Source organism: Streptomyces sp. NRRL F-4489, from assembly GCF_001509485.1.
Classification (GTDB): Bacteria; Actinomycetota; Actinomycetes; order Streptomycetales; family Streptomycetaceae; genus Streptomyces.
This window is the reverse complement of sequence record NZ_LLZI01000006.1, coordinates 1-20,064: the sequence shown is the minus strand read 5'-3', so window position 1 is coordinate 20,064 and position 20,064 is coordinate 1. Positions and strand designations below refer to the sequence as shown.

Sequence of the window (20,064 nt, the reverse complement as noted above, 5' to 3'; positions counted from 1 at the left end):
TCCACATCCCCCTGCTCGGCACCCCCGCCCCCGAAGGCGTCGCCGCCGCATCTGTCCGGTCGCACAGGTCACGCACCGAAGCGGATGCCCGTGCCGTCGTCTCACGCTCTGAAGTCGTCGCATGCGTCGACCATGGCGGATGCCGGACGACCTTGGGGATCTTGGTCGAAAGCTGTGGACAAGTCGGGGCCTGTGGACAACTTCGTCACCCGTGAGGGCGCGAAATGGTGCGTGTCGCCCGGTGCATCGCCCGTCCCGTACACTTCTGATGGCGATCCGGGTCACCGGGTCGACTTCGCACGCCCCGCCACCAGTGCAGCAGTCCCGTTCGGGCAGCACGTCGGCCGCGCTCCTCGGTCCTCGGAAGGTTCCACCCGGTGCCTCCCCTGGCAGGCGCGTCGGGGCGTCAGGCACCGCGGCCGGCCGGCCGTGGTGGAACCGAGAACACAAGGAGTACGGCCATGGCCGTCGTCACGATGCGGGAGCTGCTGGAGAGCGGCGTCCACTTCGGGCACCAGACCCGCCGCTGGAACCCGAAGATGAAGCGTTTCATCTTCACCGAGCGCAACGGCATCTACATCATCGACCTGCTCCAGTCGCTGTCGTACATCGACCGCGCCTACGAGTTCGTCAAGGAGACCGTCGCCCACGGCGGCTCGGTCATGTTCGTCGGCACGAAGAAGCAGGCCCAGGAGGCCATCGCCGAGCAGGCGACCCGCGTGGGCATGCCGTACGTGAACCAGCGCTGGCTCGGCGGCATGCTGACCAACTTCTCGACCGTCTACAAGCGCCTGCAGCGCCTGAAGGAGCTCGAGCAGATCGACTTCGAGGACGTGGCCGCCTCCGGCCTCACCAAGAAGGAGCTCCTGGTCCTCTCCCGCGAGAAGGCCAAGCTGGAGAAGACCCTCGGTGGTATCCGCGAGATGCAGAAGGTGCCCAGCGCCGTCTGGATCGTGGACACCAAGAAGGAGCACATCGCCGTCGGTGAGGCGCGCAAGCTCAACATCCCGGTCGTCGCGATCCTCGACACCAACTGCGACCCGGACGAGGTCGACTACAAGATCCCGGGCAACGACGACGCGATCCGCTCCGTCACCCTGCTCACCCGCGTCATCGCCGACGCCGTCGCCGAGGGCCTGATCGCCCGCTCCGGCGCGGCCACCGGCGACCAGAAGCCCGGCGACAAGGCTGCCGCCGAGCCGCTGGCCGAGTGGGAGCGCGACCTGCTCGAAGGCGACAAGAAGGCCGACGACGAGTCCGCCAAGGCCGAGGCCGAGGCTCCGGCCGCCGAGGCCCCGGCTGCCGAGGCCGAGAAGCCGGCCGAGCAGGGCTGACCTTCAAGACCGGTTGGTGACGGCGGGGGAGGGTGCCACAAGCGCCGCCCCCGCCGTCCACCCGTAGATCTTTCGACTTTCGCGATTCCGAGAAGAGATTCACAGACCATGGCGAACTACACCGCCGCTGACGTCAAGAAGCTCCGCGAGCTCACCGGCGCCGGCATGATGGACTGCAAGAAGGCCCTGGAAGAGGCCGAGGGCAACGTCGAGAAGGCCGTCGAGGTCCTGCGCGTCAAGGGTCAGAAGGGCGTCGCCAAGCGCGAGGGCCGCTCGGCCGAGAACGGCGCGGTCGTCTCGGTGCTCTCCGACGACAACACCTCCGGCCTGATCCTCGAGCTGAAGTGCGAGACCGACTTCGTCGCCAAGGGCGAGAAGTTCCTCTCCGTCGCCAACGCCCTGGCCGCGCACGTCGCCAAGACCACCCCGGCCGACATCGAGGCCCTGCTCGCCTCCGAGATCGAGCCCGGCAAGACCGTCCAGGCGTACGTCGACGAGGCCAACGCCAACCTCGGCGAGAAGATCGTCCTGGACCGCTTCGCGCAGTTCTCCGACGGCTACGTCACGGCGTACATGCACCGCACCATGCCCGACCTGCCCCCGCAGATCGGTGTCCTCGTCGAGCTCGACAAGGAGAACGCCGAGGTCGCCAAGGGCATCGCGCAGCACATCGCCGCGTTCGCCCCGAAGTACCTCTCCAAGGAGGACGTGCCGGCCGAGGTCGTGGAGGCCGAGCGCCGCGTCGCCGAGGAGACCACCCGCGCCGAGGGCAAGCCCGAGGCCGCCCTGCCGAAGATCGTCGAAGGCCGCCTCAACGGCTTCTTCAAGGACGCGACGCTGCTCGGCCAGCCGTACGCGCTCGACAACAAGAAGTCGGTCGAGAAGGTCCTCCAGGAGGCCGGCGTCACCCTGAAGCGCTTCGCGCGCATCAAGGTCGGCATCTGAGCCTGCCGCGAAGGCAGCGAATGACCTGCGGCCCCGCTAGGGTCGTACGCAGTCGGCCGCTCAACGGCCGGCCGCAGATGTGACGAGGAGGCCATTGCCGGACAGGGATCTGACCCAGACCCACGGCAATGGCCTTCTTCGTATGTGCACGAGGAGAGCTCAATGAATCACGGTGCCGACGGCGCGGACACACACAAAGCCGGTAAAGGCGGCAGGCGCTTCCTGCTGAAGCTGTCGGGTGAGGCATTCGCCGGTGGCGGCGGGCTGGGGGTCGACCCCGATGTCGTGCACGCGATCGCCCGCGAGATCGGCGCGGTGGTCAGGGAAGGCTACGAGATCGCCATCGTGATCGGCGGCGGCAACTTCTTCCGCGGTGCCGAACTCCAGCAGCGCGGCATGGACCGGGCGCGCTCCGACTACATGGGCATGCTGGGAACGGTCATGAACTGCCTGGCCCTCCAGGACTTCCTGGAGAAGGAGGGCATCGACTCCCGCGTCCAGACGGCCATCACCATGGGCCAGGTCGCTGAGCCGTACATCCCGCTGCGCGCGGTGCGCCACCTGGAGAAGGGCCGGGTCGTCATCTTCGGCGCCGGTATGGGCATGCCGTACTTCTCCACCGACACCACCGCCGCCCAGCGCGCCCTGGAGATCGACGCCGAGGCCATGCTGATGGGCAAGAACGGCGTGGACGGCGTCTACGACTCCGACCCGAAGAAGAACCCGGACGCGGTCAAGTTCGACGCCCTCGAATACGGCGAGGTCATCACCCGCGACCTGAAGGTCGCCGACGCCACCGCCATCACGCTGTGCCGGGACAACAAGCTCCCGATCCTCGTGTTCGAACTGCTCGCCGAGGGGAACATCGCGCGTGCGGTGAAGGGTGAGAAGATCGGCACGCTCGTCAGCGATCAGAACACCCGGGCCTGACGGCCCCAACTGCCGTGATTCCGTAGGGGCGTCGGCCCGTACGGGCGGCAACCCCCGGCCGCGGGATGACCTCGGTACGGGGATGGACAACCGCCTGCCGGTCGGACACCGTGCAGGAGAAGACGCGCGGCAGGGGCGAGGCTCTGCTTCTTACCGAAAAGACCAGGAGCAAGTGGTGATCGAAGAGATCCTCCTCGAAGCCGAGGAGAAGATGGAGAAGGCCGTCGTGGTCGCCAAGGAGGACTTCGCCGCGATCCGCACCGGGCGTGCGCACCCGGCGATGTTCAACAAGATCGTGGCGGACTACTACGGCGCCATGACGCCCATCAACCAGCTGGCGTCGTTCTCGGTCCCGGAACCCCGGATGGCCGTGGTGACCCCGTTCGACAAGAGCGCGCTGCGCAACATCGAGCAGGCGATCCGCGACTCGGACCTCGGTGTCAACCCGAGCAACGACGGCAACATCATCCGGGTGACCTTCCCGGAGCTCACCGAGGAGCGCCGCCGCGAGTTCATCAAGGTCGCCAAGAACAAGGCCGAGGACTCCAAGATCTCGATCCGCAGCGTGCGGCGGAAGGCCAAGGAAGCCCTCGACAAGCTCGTCAAGGACAAGGAGTCCGGCGAGGACGAGGTGCGCCGGGCCGAGAAGGAGCTCGACGACCTCACCGCGAAGTACGTCGCGCAGGTGGACGAGCTCCTCAAGCACAAGGAATCCGAGCTCCTAGAGGTCTGATGAACGAGTCATCCTGGGGGACCCCGCCCGGCGCCGGCCGCTGGGGACCGCCCGACCACGGACCGGCCGCCTCGCTGCGCGGGGCGGCGCCTCCCGCCCCGGCGGGTCCCGTGCACGACCGGGGCGGTGCGGCGCAGACTCGGCCCATGCCCATCGTGCCCGAGCCGGGCGGACACCAGGACGACCATCCGGACATCCGGAACGACCGGAAGAACCGGGACGACCGGGGGGCTGCTCGGCGGAGCGGCCCCCTGTTCCGCGACGACAGGCCGCAGGAGCCCATGCCCACCTCGCTCCCCGGGTCCCACAGCGGCCCAGAGAAACCGCAGAAGAAGAGCGCGGGGCGCAATCTGCGCGCCGCCATAGGGGTCGGCGCCGGTCTCGGCGTGGTCATCCTGGCCTCGCTCTTCGTCTACAAGCCGGTGTTCATCGGCGTGATAGCGATCGCCGTCGTCGTGGGCCTGTGGGAGCTGACCTCCCGGCTGGCGGAGCGCAAGGACATCCGGGTGCCGCTCGTCCCGCTCGCGGTCGGCGGCACCGCCATGGTCGTCGCCGGCTATGTGCGCGGCGCCGAGGGGGCCTGGGTGGCGATGGCGCTCACCGCGCTCGCCGTCCTGGTCTGGCGGATGACCGAGGCCCCGCAGAACTACCTCCGGGACGTCACCGCCGGGGTCTTCGCGGCGTTCTACGTGCCGTTCCTGGCGACGTTCGTGGCGCTGATGCTGGCGGCCGCGGACGACGGACCGCAGCGGGTCGTCACGTTCCTGCTGCTGACGGTCGTCAGCGACACCGGGGCCTACGCGGTCGGCTGGCGCTTCGGCAAGAAGAAGCTGGCGCCGCGGATCAGCCCCGGCAAGACCCGCGAGGGGCTGGTCGGCGCGGTGCTGTTCGCCATGGTGGCGGGCGCGCTGTGCATGGAGTTCCTGATCAAGGGCGGTGCCTGGTGGCAGGGGCTGCTGCTGGGCCTGGCGGTCGCGGCCAGCGCCACCCTCGGCGACCTCGGCGAATCCATGATCAAGCGGGACCTCGGCATCAAGGACATGGGCACCCTGCTGCCGGGCCACGGCGGGATCATGGACCGGCTGGACTCCCTCCTGCCGACCGCGCCCGTGGTCTGGCTGCTGTTCGTGATCTTCGTGGGCTCGGGCTGAGCGCGGCCCGTTACCCTTGAGGGGCGCGCTGCTCGTTCGCGGCGCGCCCTTCCCGTCTCCGCGACCGCGGCGACGATCCCTGAGGTCCCCTGCTTCCGGACCCGTCCGGCCCCAGGCACCGGGCCGGCGGCAGCCGCCCGGCCTCGTCGTACAGAGGAGTTTCCGCCCATGGCACGCCCGGCCCCGGGAGAACTGACGTTTGTCGCCCCCCGCGGCGCCAAGAAGCCACCGCGCCACCTCGCCGACCTCAGCCCGGCCGAGCGCCGCGAGGCGGTGGCCGCGATCGGCGAGAAGCCGTTCCGCGCCAAGCAGCTGTCGCAGCACTACTTCGCCCGCTACGCGCACGACCCGGCGGAGTGGACCGACATCCCCGCCGCGGCGCGCGGAAAGCTGGCCTCCGAGCTGCTCCCGGACCTGATGTCGGTGATGCGGCACGTCTCGTGCGACAACGACACCACCCGCAAGACGCTCTGGCGGCTGCACGACGGCACCCTCGTCGAGTCCGTCCTGATGCGCTACCCGGACCGGGTCACCATGTGCATCTCCTCGCAGGCCGGCTGCGGGATGAATTGTCCGTTCTGCGCCACCGGGCAGGCCGGACTGGACCGGAACCTCTCCACCGCCGAGATCGTGCACCAGATCGTCGACGGCATGCGGGCACTGCGCGACGGCGAGGTGCCCGGCGGCCCGGCGCGGCTGTCCAACATCGTCTTCATGGGCATGGGTGAACCGCTCGCCAACTACAACCGCGTGGTCGGCGCGATCCGGCGGCTGACCGACCCCGAGCCGGACGGCGTGGGCCTCTCCCAGCGCGGGATCACGGTCTCCACGGTCGGGCTGGTGCCGGCGATGCTCCGCTTCGCCGACGAGGGCTTCAAGTGCCGGCTCGCGGTGTCGCTGCACGCGCCCGACGACGAACTGCGCGACACGCTCGTGCCGGTCAACACCCGCTGGAAGGTCCGCGAGGTGCTGGACGCGGCGTGGGAGTACGCCGAGAAGTCCGGCCGCCGGGTCTCCATCGAGTACGCCCTGATCCGCGATATCAACGACCAGGCATGGCGCGGTGACCTGCTGGGACGCCTCCTCAAGGGCAAGCGGGTCCATGTCAACCTCATTCCGCTCAATCCGACTCCGGGTTCCAAGTGGACCGCGTCGCGGCCCGAGGACGAGCTGGCGTTCGTCCGCGCCATCGAGGCGCACGGGGTGCCCGTCACCGTCCGGGACACCCGCGGTCAGGAGATCGACGGCGCCTGCGGACAGCTCGCGGCCTCGGAACGCTGACCACCCGCTGGTACGGTGTCGTCGAACAAATGCACATTCCGACAGGGGAGCGCCACAGCGCTGAGAGTGCGGACACGTCGTAGCCCTACGGCGCCCGCAGACCCTTGAACCTCGCCCGGGTCATTCCGGGTAGGAAGTTCGGTCGTCACTCATGCTGTTGCGCCCCGCCCACCGCCCGTTGCCGTGCGTCACCGATGCCGAACGCAGCGGACACCGGGCGGGGCCGCGTCTCTTCCTGGCCAGCCAGGAGGAAATCAGTGAGCACCACCAGCAGGATCACCGCGGCAGCGCTCGCCGCCGCGGCCGGTATGACCGCGCTCGCCGGATGCGGCGGCTCGGGCGGCGGCAGCGGCGCGGACGCCAAGACCGTCACGCTGGTCACCCATGACTCGTTCAACGCCTCCAAGTCCGTCCTCGCCGCCTTCGAGAAGGAGAGCGGCTACAAGGTCAAGGTGGTGCGGGGCGGAGACGCCGGCCAGGCCGTCAACCAGGCGATCCTGTCCAAGGACAACCCGCAGGGCGACGTCTTCTTCGGCATCGACAACACCCTGCTCTCGCGCGGTTTGAACGCGGGCATCTTCACCCCCTACACGGCCAAGGGCCTGGACAGCGTCCCCGCCGGCCTCCAGCTCGACAAGGACGCCCACCGGGTCACTCCTCTCGACTACGGCGACATCTGCGTCAACTACGACCGCGCCTACTTCACCCAGCACAAGCTCGCGCCACCGCAGACCTTCGACGACCTGCTCAAGCCGGAGTACAAGAACCTGCTCGTCACGGAGAACTCCGCGACCTCCTCCCCGGGGCTCGCCTTCCAGCTCGGCACCATCGCCACCCACGGCGAGGCCGGCTGGCCGGACTACTGGAAGAAGCTCAAGGCCAACGGCGTCGAGGTCGTCGACGGCTGGGAGCAGGCGTACAACGAGCGCTTCTCGGGCTCCGCGGCCGGCAAGGGCAAGGGCGACAAGCCGCTGGTCGTCTCCTACGCCTCCAGCCCGCCCGCCGAGGTGATGGGCAAGAAGCCCGCGCCCGAGCAGGCCCCGACCGGCGTCGCCACCGGCACCTGCTTCCGGCAGATCGAATTCGGCGGTCTGCTCAAGGGAGCCAGGAACGAGAAGGGCGGCAAGGCCCTGCTGGACTTCCTCCTTTCCAAGCGGTTCCAGGAGGACATGCCGCTCCAGATGTTCGTCAACCCGGCCCGCGAGGACGCCAAGGAACCGGAGCTGTTCACCCGCTACGGCGCGAAGGTCGACAAGCCGGCGACCCTGGCACCGGACACGATCACCAAGAACCGCGAACAGTGGATCAAGCAGTGGTCCTCGCTCGTTCTGAAGTAGCCCCCGGCCGCCCCCGGAGGCGGGCCGCGCGGGGAACGGCGGTGCGGCTCGGTCTGATGGCCGCGCCGCTCGCCTTCTTCGCGGTGTTCTTCGCCTACCCCGTCGTGATGATCGTGGGACGCGGGCTGAAGGACGGCGGGCAGTGGCAGCTCGGACGCTTCGGCACCGTACTGAGCGACCCGGACGTACTGCACGTGCTGTGGTTCACCGTGTGGCAGGCGGCCGCGTCGACCGCGCTGACGCTGCTGCTGGCCCTGCCCGGCGCCTACGTCTTCGCGCGCTTCGACTTCCCCGGCAAGCAGCTGCTGCGGGCGGTGGTGGCGGTGCCGTTCGTCCTGCCCACCGTCGTCGCCGGCTCGGCCTTCCTGGCCCTGGTCGGACGGGGCGGGCTGCTCGACGCGCTGTGGGGCGTGCGGCTGGACACCTCGGTGTGGGCGATCCTGCTGGCGCACGTCTTCTTCAACTACGCCGTCGTCGTCCGCACCGTCGGCGGGCTCTGGGCCCAGCTGGACCCCCGGCAGGAAGAGGCGGCCCGGGTGCTGGGCGCCGGACGCTTCACCGCGTGGCGGAAGGTGACGCTGCCCGCCCTCGGGCCGGCCGTCGCCGCCGCCGCGCTGATGGTGTTCCTCTTCACCTTCACCTCCTTCGGCGTGGTACAGATCCTCGGCGGCCCGCGCTTCTCCACCCTGGAAGTGGAGATCTACCGGCAGACCGCGGACTTCCTGGACCTGCCGACCGCCGCCGTACTGACTCTGATCCAGTTCGCCGCCGTCCTGGGGCTGCTGGTGGTGCACGCCTGGACCGTGCGGCGCCGCGAGGCAACCCTGCGGCTCGTCGACGCCTCCCGGACCGCCCGCCGGCCGCGCGGCCCCGGCCAGTGGGCGCTGCTGGGCGGCACACTCGCCGTCATCGCCGTCCTGCTCGTCCTGCCGCTGGCCGTACTCGTCGAGCGGTCCTTCGCCGGGCCAGACGGCTACGGAACGATCTTCTACACCACGCTGCGCTCCGCCGCGGCCGCCGACAGCACCTTCGCCGTCGCGCCCCTGGACGCCCTGTGGAACTCCCTCGCCTACGGGGCCGCGGCCACGGCGATCGCCCTGCTCATCGGCGGACTGGCCGCCGCCGCACTGACCCGCTCCCGGCCCGAGCCCGGCCCGTCGGGGCGGACACCGCTGATCACCCGGCTGGTGCGCGGCTTCGACGGGCTGCTGATGCTCCCGCTCGGCGTCTCCGCCGTGACCGTCGGCTTCGGCTTCCTGATCGCCCTCGACCGGCCGCCGCTGGACCTGCGGACCTCCTGGTGGCTCGTCCCGCTCGCCCAGGCCCTGGTCGGCGTGCCGTTCGTGGTCCGCACGATGCTGCCCGTGCTGCGGGCCGTCGACAGCCGGCTGCGGGAAGCGGCGGCTGTCCTCGGCGCCTCGCCCTGGCGGGCCTGGCGGGAGGTGGACCTGCCGATGGTGCGCCGGGCCCTGCTCATCGCGGCCGGTTTCGCCTTCGCCGTGTCGCTCGGCGAATTCGGCGCCACCGTCTTCATCGCCCGGCCCGACCGGCCCACCCTGCCGGTCGCCGTGGCACGGCTGCTGGGCCGCGCCGGCGAGTTCAACTACGGCCAGGCGATGGCCCTGTCCACCCTCCTGATGGTGGTGTGCGCGGGCGCCCTGCTGATCCTGGAACGCATCCGCACCGACCACTCCGGGGAGTTCTAGATGACGGCACAGGCCGGGACCGCGGCACCGGAAATGCTGCGGCTGGACGGCGTCACCGTCCGCTTCGGCACGCCCGGCGCACGCCCCGCGCTTGACGGCGTGCACCTGGGCGTCGCCCCGCACGAAATCGTCTGCGTCCTGGGCCCCAGCGGCAGCGGCAAGTCCACCCTGCTGCGAGTGGTCGCCGGACTCCAGCACACCGACGCCGGAACGGTGCGACTGGCGGGCCGCGACCAGGCGGGGGTGCCCACGCACCGGCGCGGCGTCGGGCTGATGTTCCAGGACCACCAGCTCTTCCCGCAGCGCGACGTCGCCGGCAACGTGGCCTTCGGGCTGCGGATGCGGCGCTCCTCCCGCGCCGAACAGCAACGCACCGTCGCCGAACTGCTGGACCTCGTCGGGCTGCCCGGCGCGCAGCGCAGGGCGGTGGCGTCGCTGTCCGGCGGCGAACAGCAGCGGGTCGCCCTGGCCCGAGCGCTCGCCCCCCGCCCGCGGCTGCTGATGCTGGACGAGCCGCTCGGCCAGCTGGACCGGGGTCTCCGCGAACGCCTCGTCGTCGAACTCCGGCGGCTCTTCCGGGAGTTGGGGACGACGGTGCTGGCCGTCACCCACGATCAGGGTGAGGCGTTCGCACTGGCCGACCGGGTCGTGGTGATGCGCGACGGCCGCATCGCGCAGAGCGGCACCCCTCTGGAGGTCTGGCAGCGGCCCGCCACCGAATTCGTCGCGCGCTTCCTCGGCTTCGACAACGTGGTCGAGGCGACCGCGCAGAGCGGGGCCGCGGACACGCCCTGGGGCAAGGTGCCGGTGCCGGAGGGCACCCCGGACGGCCCGTGCCGGCTGCTCGTACGCCCGGCCGGAGTCCGGCTGACCTCCGCCGAGGACGGGCTGCCCTGCACCGTCGCGGCCCGGACCTTCCGCGGTACGCATGTCGCGCTGCTGCTGCAGCCGGCGGCCGGGCCGCAGGTGGAGGCGGCGTGCCCACTGCACGAGGCGCCGGAGACCGGAGCCCGGGTGGGCGTCTCCTTCGCGGTGGAGGACGTGGTGGTGCTGGACGCCGCGGCGGAGTAACCGCGCGGCGCGATAACGGTGTGCCATAGTTCGCTCCTTGGAGTCGGGCGCCGCTACCGGCGCGGGGGAGGGTCGGGCCGCCGTCCCTGCGGGACGACCAGGCCCAGCTCGTAGGCGAGGATCACCGCCTGGGCGCGGTCCCGGAGGTCCATCTTGGTGAACAGCCGGTTGATGTGCGTCTTCACGGTGTGATCGGTGATCGTCAGCCGGTCGGCGATCTCCGCGTTGGACAATCCCTGGGCGATGTGCACCAGCACCTCCACCTCTCGACCGGTCAGCTCGTCCACCGTGCTCACTGGGACCGGCGCCGACCGCTGCTTGACGAACTCCGCGATCAGCCGCTTGGTCAGCTCCGGCGCCAGCAGCGCGTTGCCCTCCGCCACGACCCGCACCGCGTGGAGGAGTTCGGGAAACGTCGTGTCCTTCAGAAGGAAGCCACTGGCCCCGGCCGCGAGCGCGTCATACACGTACTCGTCCAGTCCGAACGTCGTCAGCATCAGCGCCTTGGTGGCCCCGCCGGACGCTCGGGTGATCTCTCGGGCGGCCTCGATGCCGTTCTTGTGCGGCATCCGGATGTCCAGCAGCGCCAGATCGGGGCGCTGCTCCGCGGCGATCCGGACCGCCTGGACACCGTCCTCCGCCTCGCCGACCACCTCGATGTCCTCCTGGATGCCGAGGAGATTGACGAATCCGGTACGGACGATGGCCTGGTCATCGGCCACGATTGCTCTGATCACCACGGGATTTCCGCCTCTACGAGAAAGCCGCCGTCCGGGCCGCGGCCGGCGGTGAGCTTCCCGCCGAGCAGCGCCGCCCGTTCCTGCATACCGGCCAGGCCGTGGCCGGAGTGGACCCCACCCGGCGGGCCCGGCCCGTCGTCCGCGATCCGCACCGCCAGCCGGTCGGACTGGTAGCCGATCTCCACCACTGCCTGAGCTCCCGGGGCATGGCGTCGCACATTGGTCAGTCCCTCCTGCACGATGCGGTACGCGGACAGCTCGCACGACGTGGGGAGTTCGACACGGTCGCCGCTGATCCGCAGCTCCACCTCACCGCCCACCGAGCGATGCTGCGCTATCAGATCGCCCAAGGCGTCCAGGGTCGGCTGGGGCGCCGTACCGGTGCGGTGACCGGGATCCGTCCGCAGGACCCCCAGCAGCCGGCGCAGCTCCGCCATCGACTCCCGGGCGGACGCGGCGATCTCCTGGAACCGCTCGCGGGCCTGCGGCGACAGATCCTGGGTGGTGTAGGTGGCGCTCTCCGCCTGCACCGCGATCACCGACACCGAGTGCGACACCACATCGTGCAACTCCCGTGCTATCGCAGCCCGTTCGGCCTCGGCGGCCTGCCGTCGTTCCATCGCGAGCAGCCGGGCCTGGGCTTCCGCCCGCTCACGCTGTGTCTCCTCGCGCGCGCGGACCGCGTCCCCCATCGATACCGCGGCCAGGATCGCCACGGTCAGTACGAACCACTCGGCGAGCAGATCGGCGGAATACGTCGGGGGACGCCAGGACGCGATGTGCCAGACGTTCACCGCGAGGGACAGCGCCGAACCGCCGCCGACCAGCAGCGCCGGATGCGCCACCCGGTGGCGTCCGAGCGTGTAGCACGCCATCAGTCCGCTGACGGCCGCCGCGATATAGAGGTCCGTCCCCGCCGCGAAGCTCAGCAGGACCGCCGCGACCGAGAGCGCCGCGGAGGCGGGGTACGCACGGCGCCACGCAAGCGTCGCCGCGGACAGCAGAACGCCGAGCGCGATCACGGCGGAGTGCCGCGGCACCGCCACCAGCTCCACGGCGGCGAACGCCGTGAGCGCTCCGCCGGTGGCCCAGGGATACGACGGCGACGCGACCCATGCGCGCAGCCGCTGCCGGAGAGAAGTGCTCATGCCGTTATTTTTTCGGCACCCGGCGGCAGTCGCGTCACCGCACGGGTTGATCCCTGGCAGGGATGTCATGCCACGGGTTGACGCCGAAGTTCGGTTCCTCGTTTGACGCTCCGCGATCCGCCCGTCCATAGCCTCGTGATCACGACGAGGACGGGAGCGTCATGAATCTTCAACTGCTTTGTAAACGAACCGAGTTCGCGTGTGTCGGCCGCCTGCCGCAGTCGTCTCGTACGCTGGGGCGGTCGGCGGGCGGAGAGCGCGGACGCGACAGAAGAGAGGTCTGGTGGTGGGGCGCGTGCGCGCTCGCCGCGCTCGGCCTCGCACTCTTCACCTCCCTTGTACCGCACCGCACATGGGGCCTCCTCGCCGCGACCGGCTACGGCTGCGCGGCCGTGGCCGTAGCGCTCCGCGCACGGAGAAGGCGCACACCCCGCGCCCCCGCCGGCACCGCTCGGCTTCCCGCCGTAATCGCCGTCGCGGGCGCGGTCGTCGCTCCCCTCGTCCTCCTCATACTGACCGGCAGAGGACAACTCGAAGTCGCGGTCGTCGAGCGCGCGGGCGAGCTGCTGCTCAACTCCGGAAGCCCCTACCTCAGCGCGCCCGCCACCGTCGCCGACTACAACCCCTACCTGCCCGGTATGGCGGCCTTCGGCCTGCCCCGCGCGATGTTCGGCGACGGGCCGCTCACGGACGCCCGCTGGTGGATGGCGGCGACCTTCCTCCTGTCGATCGGCGGTGCCGTCACCGTGCTCTGCCGCGGCCGCGGCAGAGCGGACGAGCCGGATGGCCGCTCCCGGCGGGCGCCGGCATGCGGCCGTGACGGGGTGCCCGTACTGCTGTGGCTCGCGGCCTGCCCGCTGGTGGCCCTTCCGCTGGCGGTCGGGGGGATCGACCTCCCCGTGATCGGCTTGATGTGCTGGGCGCTGGCCATGGCCGGAAGGGGCAAGGCGGTAGGCGCGGGGCTGCTGCTGGGCGCCGCCGCTGCCCTGAAGTGGACCGCCTGGCCCGCCGTACCCGTCGTGGTCGCCCTGATGGCCGCCCGATACGGCCGGCGAAAGGCCCTCAGCTGCGGCGCTGCGACGGTGGTGACGGTCACGGCGGCGGTTGTGCCCTTCCTGCTCACGGCACCGGGAGCCTTCGCCGAGAACGTCCTGGCCTTTCCGCTGGGGCTGGCGACGACGGCCTCACCCGCCGAGAGCCCCCTCCCCGGACGGCTCCTGGCGGCTTACGTCCCCGGCGGCGCGCTGGTCGCCATGGTGCTGCTGTCAATCGCCGCCCTCGGCGTCGCCGCATCCCTGCTGATACGGCCGCCGCGGACGGTGCACGCGGCAGCCGACCGGCTGGCACTCGGCCTCGCGCTGGCCATGGCCCTGATGCCGGCCACTCGTTTCGGCTACCTCGTCTACCCGTTGGTCCTGTGGGCCTGGCCCCGACTGACGGCACAGGCAACGGCCGGATCGCCGACTGTCGCTCCCGGCCGCGTACCTCAACTTCCCTGCGGCCGACGGCCGTTGACCCAGCCCTCTCCCGGCGAGCCTGTCCGCGACGCGGACCACGCCGAAGCGAAGCAAGCGGCCCCTGAGGCGAGTCCCGTGCACCCCGATTCCGGACGAGTGGACCCCGGACGGGGGCAGCCGAGCACCGGATCGGGATGGCAGGGCACGCCCTCGCGAAAGGAGGCGGCACCGTGAGCCGCACGCTGATCATCACCAACGACTTCCCACCGCGCCAGGGCGGGATCGAGACCTTCGTCCACGCCATGGCGAGCCGGTTCCCGCGGGACGAGGTGGTCGTCTACACCTCGTCCGAGCCGGGAGCGGCGGAGCACGACGCGGCCCTGCCCTATCCGGTGATCCGCGATCCGGCCCGGACGTTGCTGCCCACGCCCAGGGCCACCTCCCGGGCCGTCGCGCTGGTCCGCCGGTACGAGTGTGACAGCGTGTGGTTCGGTGCCGCCGCGCCGCTCGGCCTGATGGCCGGACGGCTGCGGAGAGAAGCAGGTGTGGCCAGGACCGTGGCCACCACACACGGACACGAGGTCTGGTGGGCCCGCACGCCCGGTGCGCGCCTGCTGCTCCGGAGGATCGGCGCCCAGACGGACGTGATGACCTACCTCGGTGCGAGTACCCGCGCGCCGATAGCGGCGGCGATCGGCCCCGCAGCTGCGCACCGTATGGCACGCCTCGCCCCTGGCGTCGACACGGCTGCCTTCCGGCCAGGGCTCGATGGACGCCCTGTACGTGAGCGCTACGGCCTCACCGGCCGCCGGGTGATCCTCTGCGCGGCCCGGCTCGTGCCCCGGAAGGGCCAGGACACGCTGATCCGCGCGCTGCCGCTGATCCGCCGATGGATACCCGAAGCCACCCTGCTGCTCGTCGGCGGCGGGCCTGATGAAGAGCGATTGCGCCGACTCGTCAGCGCTGAGATGGTAGACGACGCCGTGGTCTTCGCGGGCGCCCATGCGCACGATGCCCTCCCGGCGTTCTACGCCGCGGCCGACGTGTTCGCGATGCCATGCCGGACCCGGCGGTGCGGGCTGGAGGTCGAGGGCCTGGGCATCGTGTTCCTGGAAGCGGCGGCCGCGGGGCTCCCCGTACTCGCCGGCGACTCCGGCGGTGCGCCCGATGCCGTTCAGGACGGCCAGACGGGCCATGTGGTGGACGGACGGAGTCCGGACGCCGTCGTCGAGCGGCTCGTCGCCATGCTCATCGACCGTGACGCCGCACGGGACATGGGCGAGAAGGGCCGGGTCTGGGTGGCGGCGGAGTGGGGCTGGGACCGTTCCTACGAGCAGTTGTCGCGGCTTCTGGCGGAGAAGGACGGCAGGGGAGGAGGCGGGGCTGGGGCGGTGCGTGGCGCCTAGAGGTGGCTGGTCGGCGGCGGTTTGGGCTCTTGGGACACTCGGCCCTTCAACGCCTCGCCTGCCGACGAGCCGGCGCGCGCCACCAGAGGACCGGCATCGGCTCCGGCGTGTCCGTCCTCAGCTCCGTGACGACACCCTGCTCACACTGCAGCCCGAGGGGCCTTGTCGGCTGAGGGCTCCGGATCGGCCTGCCCGATGGAGTCGTGTGCAGCTTCGGGGGCGGAGTCCGGTTCGCCGAACCAGGCGACCGCTACGGCGCCGGCCACCGCGACCACGAAGCCAAGGATCGCCATCCAGGCGAAGCCGGGACGGGAGGAGTCCCCCAGCCAGAGCACACCGAGGATGCCCGGCACCACGGTCTCGCCCACCACGAGCGCCGCCGTCGCGCCGTTCACCGAACCGATCTGCAGGGCCACGGTGTGCAGGTACATCCCACCGACGCCCGCGACCAGGATCGCGTACAGCGCCGGATCGGCGAGAAGGGAGGGCAGATGGAACGGATCCACACCGTTCAGCACGCGCACGCCGACACCGAGCGCGCCGAAGCCCAGACCGGAGAGCAGACCCGCCAGGATCGCGGCCCGCCCGCCGAGCAGGCGCACGATCAAGGTGCCTCCGCCGATGAGCGCGACCGAGGCGATCAGCAGCCACCAGTGGGTGGACAGGGGAGTCGCACCGCTGCCTTCCGGGCCCGCGGCGGTGGCGAGCAGTACCAGTGCCGAGCAGACGACGGCGATGGAGGCCCACTCGGGGCGGGTCAGCCGGATGTTGAGGAGCTTGATGCTGAGGACGGCCGTGATCACGAGGTTCGCGCTGATGACTGTCTGGGAGAGGAACAGGGGCAGCAACCGCGCGGCGAGCGCGCCCAGGCCGAAGCCTATGAAGTCCAGCACTGTGCCGACCATGAATTCCCAGGTCACGGCGGCTTTGGCGGTGGAGGCGAGACTGGGGCCGCCGTGCTGGGTGACGGCGCCGGAGGAAGCCTTGGCCGCCTCCTGGCGGGCGGACTTCCGGGAGCCCACCGCCTGAAGGACCGATCCCGTGCCGTAGCAGGCGGATGCCGCCACGGCCGTCAGAAGGCCAATGATCACCGAGTGCTCCGTTCGCGCGCCGCATTACCTTTTCATTACCTGGATTGGCAGACGTGCATTTCGGGAGGGGAGTTGCCTCGCGGGGCAAAAAGATCTTTCGGGCCGAGGGGGGAGGCGAGCGGGCTGATGGGGCGATGGAGGAGGGGGAGCGAAACTCGGCTGCGGGCTGGAGCCGGCTGACCGGGAATCAAACGCACATCCAAGGCCGCGGCGGCAGCGGTCGTGTTCAGTGTTCGCCGGTGTGGGGTGCCTCGGTGGTGAGACGGGCCAGGGCCTCCGGGACGTCGTCGACGGAGTCGACCAGGGTGAGCCGGGACGCCATCGGGTGGCCCGTGGAGAGGGTCTGGAGCAGGGGCCAGGCAGGGAGGGTCTCCGTCCAGTGCCGGTGATCCACGAGCACCATCGGGGTCGGTTCGCCGTGCGGCCGGTAGTAGTTCAGGGTGGCGGCGTCGAAGACCTCCTGGACCGTTCCCGCCGCACCCGGGAGGAACACCAGCCCGGCGTTCGACCGGGCCAGCAAACCCTCCTCGCGCAGTGCGTTGACGAAGTACTTCGCGATATGGGAGGCGAAGGCGTTCGGCGGCTCGTGGCCGTAGAACCAGGTGGGCATGGCGAGGGAGGGCCCGCCGCCCGGCCAGCGGCGGAGCACGTCGAAAGCGGTGTGGGCCCACTGGGTGACCGAGGGCGTGGAGTGCGGCGTCCCGGAGAGCAGTGCGAGTGCCGCGTCGAGCACGGGGTCCTCGAAGGGGGCGGTGTAGGCCCCGAGGTTCGCCGCCTCCATCGCGCCGGGGCCGCCGCCGGTCGCCACGGTCAGGCCCTCGCGGCTGAGCCGGCGCCCGAGCCGGGCCGCGCCCGCGTAGGCGGCCGAACCGCGTTCCAGGGCGTGCCCGCCCAGGACCCCGACCACGCGTGCGCCGTCGAGATGGGCATCCAGGGCGTCCGAGACGGCGTCGTCGTGGATGCTGCGCAGCATCCCGGCGACCACATCGCCGGTCGTCTTGGTCTCCTGATACCAGCGGTAGGCCCGGGCGTCCGGAGTGCCGTCGTAGCCGGTGTCGAGCAGCCCCGCGTAGAGCTCGTCCGGGGCGTAGAGGGCGCCGCGGTATGGATCGAACGGCAAACCGGGCACCGGCGGGAAGACCAGTGCGCCCCCGGCGCGCACTTTGGCGGCGGCGTCCGGCTCCATCACGCAGCCGAGGAAGACCGAGTCCTTGGTGTCCGTGCCGAGCAGGGCGAACGTACGGTCGGAGAGGTCGAGGGACTGGACGTGGTACCCGGCGAGGCTGCCGGTCGCGGCGACCCGGTCGAACGCGTCCAGCGAGGCGATCTCGTGGCCTCGCTGGCGAGGGCCGCGGGACACCGGAGGTTCTGCGTGCGCGTGCATACCCATGTGCGACAGCATGCCCGTCGGGTCAGGTCCGCAAGGAGTTCACCAGGGGGCCGAGGAGGCCGTCCTCGGCGGCGGAGTCGAGCGCGGCGCGCAGCGCGCTGTCGTACGTGGGGCGCGCCTTGCTCTGCGCTTCGCGGCCCTCGTCGGTGATCACGCTGTAGACACCCCGCCGGTCGTCGGGGCAGAGGTCCCGCCGGGTCAGGCCGGATGATTCGAGCCGGGAGGCCAGCCGGCTGACCGAACTCTGGTTCAACCCGATCAGATCGGCGAGCTCCTGCATGCGCAGTTCGCCGTCCTCCGCCTCCGCCAGCCGGGCCAGCGCGCGGTACTCGGAGAGGCCGAGCCGGTGGTGCTGCTGCAGAGCCTTCGCCAACTCCTGCTCCACGCGCGTGTGCAGTGCTCCGAACCGGTCCCAGTGCTCCGCGTCCATCGCCGTCCGCTTTCTTCCGCCGCCTGCTGTCTCCGGCGTTTCCCGGAGTCTTTTCGCTGTTTTTCGCTGAGCTCTTGACACCAGCGTACATGCGCCTGAAACTTATGTATGTGCATGCATGAGATGCTTGCACATGGACCGATGAAGGGGGAAGTGTGATGTCGTCGACGGGTGTTGCGGAGGCCGGGGGCGTGCGGGAGATCCAGCGGATCGCGACCACGCCGGACTGGTACGAGCCGTACAAGATCTCTCAGGCCATCAAGGCCGGCGGCCTGATCCATGTGTCAGGGCAGGCGGGCATCGATGAACAGGGACGGACCGTTTCCGACGATTTCCTGCCCCAGGGCCGGCAGGCGTTCGCGAATGTCGAGCGGGTGCTGGCCGAGGCCGGGGCGTCGCTCTCGGACGTGGTGAAGGTCGGCATCTTCGTCACGGACATGGCCGCCAACCTCCGCGACGTCATCACGCTGCGCGAGGAGTTCCTGTCCGAGCCCTATCCGGCGGACACCTTGCTCGAAGTCTCGTCGCTGGCCCAGCCGGACTGGCGAATAGAGGTCGAAGTCACCGCCCTCGCCCGCTGACCCGCACGCCCGGGCCGGCCGCCGGCCCATCCGTACGCGGTACGTCACCCAGTCCTCGTCCGGCGCAACCCAGCCGGCCCAGGCTCGGGTCGCCGATACCCGTCCGCCGCCAGCCCGGCTCGGCACCCTCCGTCGGACAACTCGCCCATGCCTCATAGGAGTTCACGTCTCGCGCCAGCTGCCGCGCGCACCGATTCAACAACCACCAAGGCCGATCCGGAAGCCACTCAGGTGTCCAGCCGACCCGCCTCGCCTCTCCCAACGGCTCACTGCCCCAGCTCGGTTGGCTGCCCGCGGCACGAGCAACCAGGCACCACTACCAAGCATCCGAGCACCATCAAGGAGCAGACGGGGCGCGGCACCTCGCCGGCGGCGGGGTGATGCCGCTGGAGGGGCAGGGTGTCGTCGGCCATCGTGGAGGCGACGGAGTCGGTGCGGCAGTAAGTCACTAGGTTCTGACGTCAAATATCAGGCCCACATCAGGAGGGAGGTGAGGCTGACGGCTGCTGCGTAGGACTGGGGACTGGGCGGTCTTGACGTAGTGGGTGGCGTGCCGCGCCACTGCTTGAGGCGGTGGAAGCACCGTTCCACGGTGCTCCGGTGCTTGTAGACCTCGCGGTCGAAGGCCGGTGGGCGGCCTGCGCGGCTGCCTCGCCGGGGCCGGTCGCGGGCCTGGTCGGCCCGCTCGGGGATCGTGAGCGGGATGCCGCGGCGGACGAGCCAGGTGCGGATCGCTCTTGAGCTGCAGCAGGTGGATCTTGCTGGTCAGAGCACCTCCGGACGATCGTGGAATCGACCGACATCAGCCACTCGATGTTGCTCGACGCGCCCGCCTTCGTCTGGGCGGCCCGCAGCATCCGCTCGAAAGAGCCCTCTGCCGCCCACCTGCGAAATCGCGTATGCAGCGTGGCCCATGGGCCATAGCGCTCGGGCACATCTCGCCAGGCAGCCCGGTCCGGAACCTGACTTGCACACGATCCCGTTCAGGACCCGGCGGTCGTCCAGCCGCTTCCGCCCCCGCAACGACTCGGGCAGCAATGGCCGGACGAACTCCTAATCCCTATCCGACAGTTCATGGCGACGTATCGCGACATCGTGATCCACCAGCGGAGATCATTTGAAGGCCCCCCTAGGGGGCGATGGTGGCGCGCTCGCCGCCGGTGCGGAAGCAGACACAAGCACCACCAAGCACCACCAAGCAACGGAGGACCAACAAGCAGCGGAGCACACCAAGCGTCGGAGCACACAAGCAGCGAAGCCCGCCCCATCAACCGACCAAGCACCACGCAAGAAGGGAGGCCAACCAAGTCCGACCACCCCACCACCCGACCCC

At 70.5% G+C, this 20,064-nt stretch carries 17 protein-coding genes, 1 pseudogene and 1 riboswitch; of the genes and pseudogenes, 12 read left to right on the top strand and 6 right to left on the bottom strand.

The window, feature by feature from the left end; genetic code table 11:
* Window positions 1-461 precede the first annotated feature (461 nt).
* The 9 genes from rpsB to ADL22_RS02045 all read left to right on the top strand — a co-directional run bounded on the left by rpsB (window position 462) and on the right by ADL22_RS02045 (window position 10,488).
* A complete protein-coding gene (gene rpsB, locus ADL22_RS02085) occupies window positions 462-1,334 on the top strand; it encodes a 30S ribosomal protein S2 (RefSeq protein ID WP_066973176.1) in 873 nt (290 codons plus the stop codon).
* 108 nt (window positions 1,335-1,442) lie between these two features.
* Window positions 1,443-2,279: a translation elongation factor Ts gene (gene tsf / locus ADL22_RS02080; protein WP_066973170.1), complete on the top strand. Its 837-nt coding sequence runs from the start codon at window positions 1,443-1,445 to the stop codon at window positions 2,277-2,279.
* Window positions 2,280-2,441: 162 nt separating this feature from the next.
* Window positions 2,442-3,209, top strand: coding sequence for a UMP kinase (gene pyrH / locus ADL22_RS02075; protein ID WP_066973166.1), 768 nt, complete (start codon window positions 2,442-2,444; stop codon window positions 3,207-3,209).
* 175 nt (window positions 3,210-3,384) lie between these two features.
* Complete coding sequence (gene frr, locus ADL22_RS02070; protein WP_066973164.1) at window positions 3,385-3,942, top strand: ribosome recycling factor; 558 nt, start codon at window positions 3,385-3,387, stop codon at window positions 3,940-3,942.
* Window positions 3,942-5,093 (top strand): phosphatidate cytidylyltransferase, encoded by a 1,152-nt coding sequence (locus tag ADL22_RS02065; protein ID WP_066973163.1) that lies wholly within the window; start codon window positions 3,942-3,944, stop codon window positions 5,091-5,093. The genes frr and ADL22_RS02065 overlap by 1 nt, the downstream gene beginning before the upstream one ends.
* A gap of 168 nt (window positions 5,094-5,261) precedes the next feature.
* Entirely contained in the window at window positions 5,262-6,374 is a 1,113-nt protein-coding gene (gene rlmN / locus ADL22_RS02060) for a 23S rRNA (adenine(2503)-C(2))-methyltransferase RlmN (RefSeq protein ID WP_066973162.1), read from the top strand.
* Window positions 6,375-6,407: 33 nt separating this feature from the next.
* A riboswitch (TPP riboswitch) is annotated at window positions 6,408-6,528 on the top strand.
* A gap of 103 nt (window positions 6,529-6,631) precedes the next feature.
* Window positions 6,632-7,711 (top strand): thiamine ABC transporter substrate-binding protein, encoded by a 1,080-nt coding sequence (locus tag ADL22_RS02055; RefSeq protein WP_066973161.1) that lies wholly within the window; start codon window positions 6,632-6,634, stop codon window positions 7,709-7,711.
* Between the two features lie 41 nt (window positions 7,712-7,752).
* A complete protein-coding gene (locus ADL22_RS02050; RefSeq protein WP_066973159.1) occupies window positions 7,753-9,417 on the top strand; it encodes an ABC transporter permease in 1,665 nt (554 codons plus the stop codon).
* Window positions 9,418-10,488: an ABC transporter ATP-binding protein gene (locus ADL22_RS02045; RefSeq protein ID WP_066973157.1), complete on the top strand. Its 1,071-nt coding sequence runs from the start codon at window positions 9,418-9,420 to the stop codon at window positions 10,486-10,488.
* Between the two features lie 53 nt (window positions 10,489-10,541).
* Here ADL22_RS02045 and ADL22_RS02040 read toward each other — a convergent pair whose 3' ends face one another.
* Complete coding sequence (locus ADL22_RS02040; protein WP_066973155.1) at window positions 10,542-11,228, bottom strand: response regulator; 687 nt, start codon at window positions 11,226-11,228, stop codon at window positions 10,542-10,544.
* Complete coding sequence (locus ADL22_RS02035) at window positions 11,222-12,376, bottom strand: sensor histidine kinase (RefSeq protein ID WP_066973154.1); 1,155 nt, start codon at window positions 12,374-12,376, stop codon at window positions 11,222-11,224. The genes ADL22_RS02040 and ADL22_RS02035 overlap by 7 nt, the downstream gene beginning before the upstream one ends.
* 161 nt (window positions 12,377-12,537) lie before the next feature.
* Between ADL22_RS02035 and ADL22_RS33455 the strand changes: the two genes are divergently transcribed.
* Window positions 12,538-14,067, top strand: a complete 1,530-nt coding sequence (locus ADL22_RS33455) for a glycosyltransferase 87 family protein (RefSeq protein ID WP_079063784.1) — start codon at window positions 12,538-12,540, stop codon at window positions 14,065-14,067.
* Window positions 14,028-15,239: a glycosyltransferase family 4 protein gene (locus ADL22_RS02025; protein ID WP_079063783.1), complete on the top strand. Its 1,212-nt coding sequence runs from the start codon at window positions 14,028-14,030 to the stop codon at window positions 15,237-15,239. Before ADL22_RS33455 ends, ADL22_RS02025 begins: the two co-directional genes overlap by 40 nt.
* 140 nt (window positions 15,240-15,379) lie before the next feature.
* Here the strand turns inward: ADL22_RS02025 and ADL22_RS02020 are convergent, their stop codons facing one another.
* From ADL22_RS02020 to ADL22_RS02010, 3 genes are all read right to left on the bottom strand, one after another.
* Complete coding sequence (locus tag ADL22_RS02020) at window positions 15,380-16,330, bottom strand: hypothetical protein (RefSeq protein WP_066973150.1); 951 nt, start codon at window positions 16,328-16,330, stop codon at window positions 15,380-15,382.
* A 226-nt stretch (window positions 16,331-16,556) separates the two neighbouring features.
* Window positions 16,557-17,714 carry an LOG family protein gene (locus tag ADL22_RS02015; protein WP_066973179.1) on the bottom strand — a complete coding sequence of 386 codons (1,158 nt, stop codon included), beginning with the start codon at window positions 17,712-17,714 and terminating at the stop codon, window positions 16,557-16,559.
* 28 nt (window positions 17,715-17,742) lie between these two features.
* Window positions 17,743-18,150 carry a MarR family winged helix-turn-helix transcriptional regulator gene (locus tag ADL22_RS02010; RefSeq protein ID WP_066973148.1) on the bottom strand — a complete coding sequence of 136 codons (408 nt, stop codon included), beginning with the start codon at window positions 18,148-18,150 and terminating at the stop codon, window positions 17,743-17,745.
* A gap of 158 nt (window positions 18,151-18,308) precedes the next feature.
* Here ADL22_RS02010 and ADL22_RS02005 point away from each other — a divergent pair, with 158 nt between their 5' ends.
* The gene (locus tag ADL22_RS02005; RefSeq protein ID WP_066973178.1) at window positions 18,309-18,731 is read left to right on the top strand and encodes a RidA family protein; all 423 of its coding nucleotides are present in this window, start codon (window positions 18,309-18,311) and stop codon (window positions 18,729-18,731) included.
* 479 nt (window positions 18,732-19,210) lie between these two features.
* Here the strand turns inward: ADL22_RS02005 and ADL22_RS36935 are convergent.
* A pseudogene (locus ADL22_RS36935) lies at window positions 19,211-19,669 on the bottom strand (hypothetical protein); the annotation flags it as partial.
* Between the last annotated feature and the right edge of the window lie 395 nt (window positions 19,670-20,064).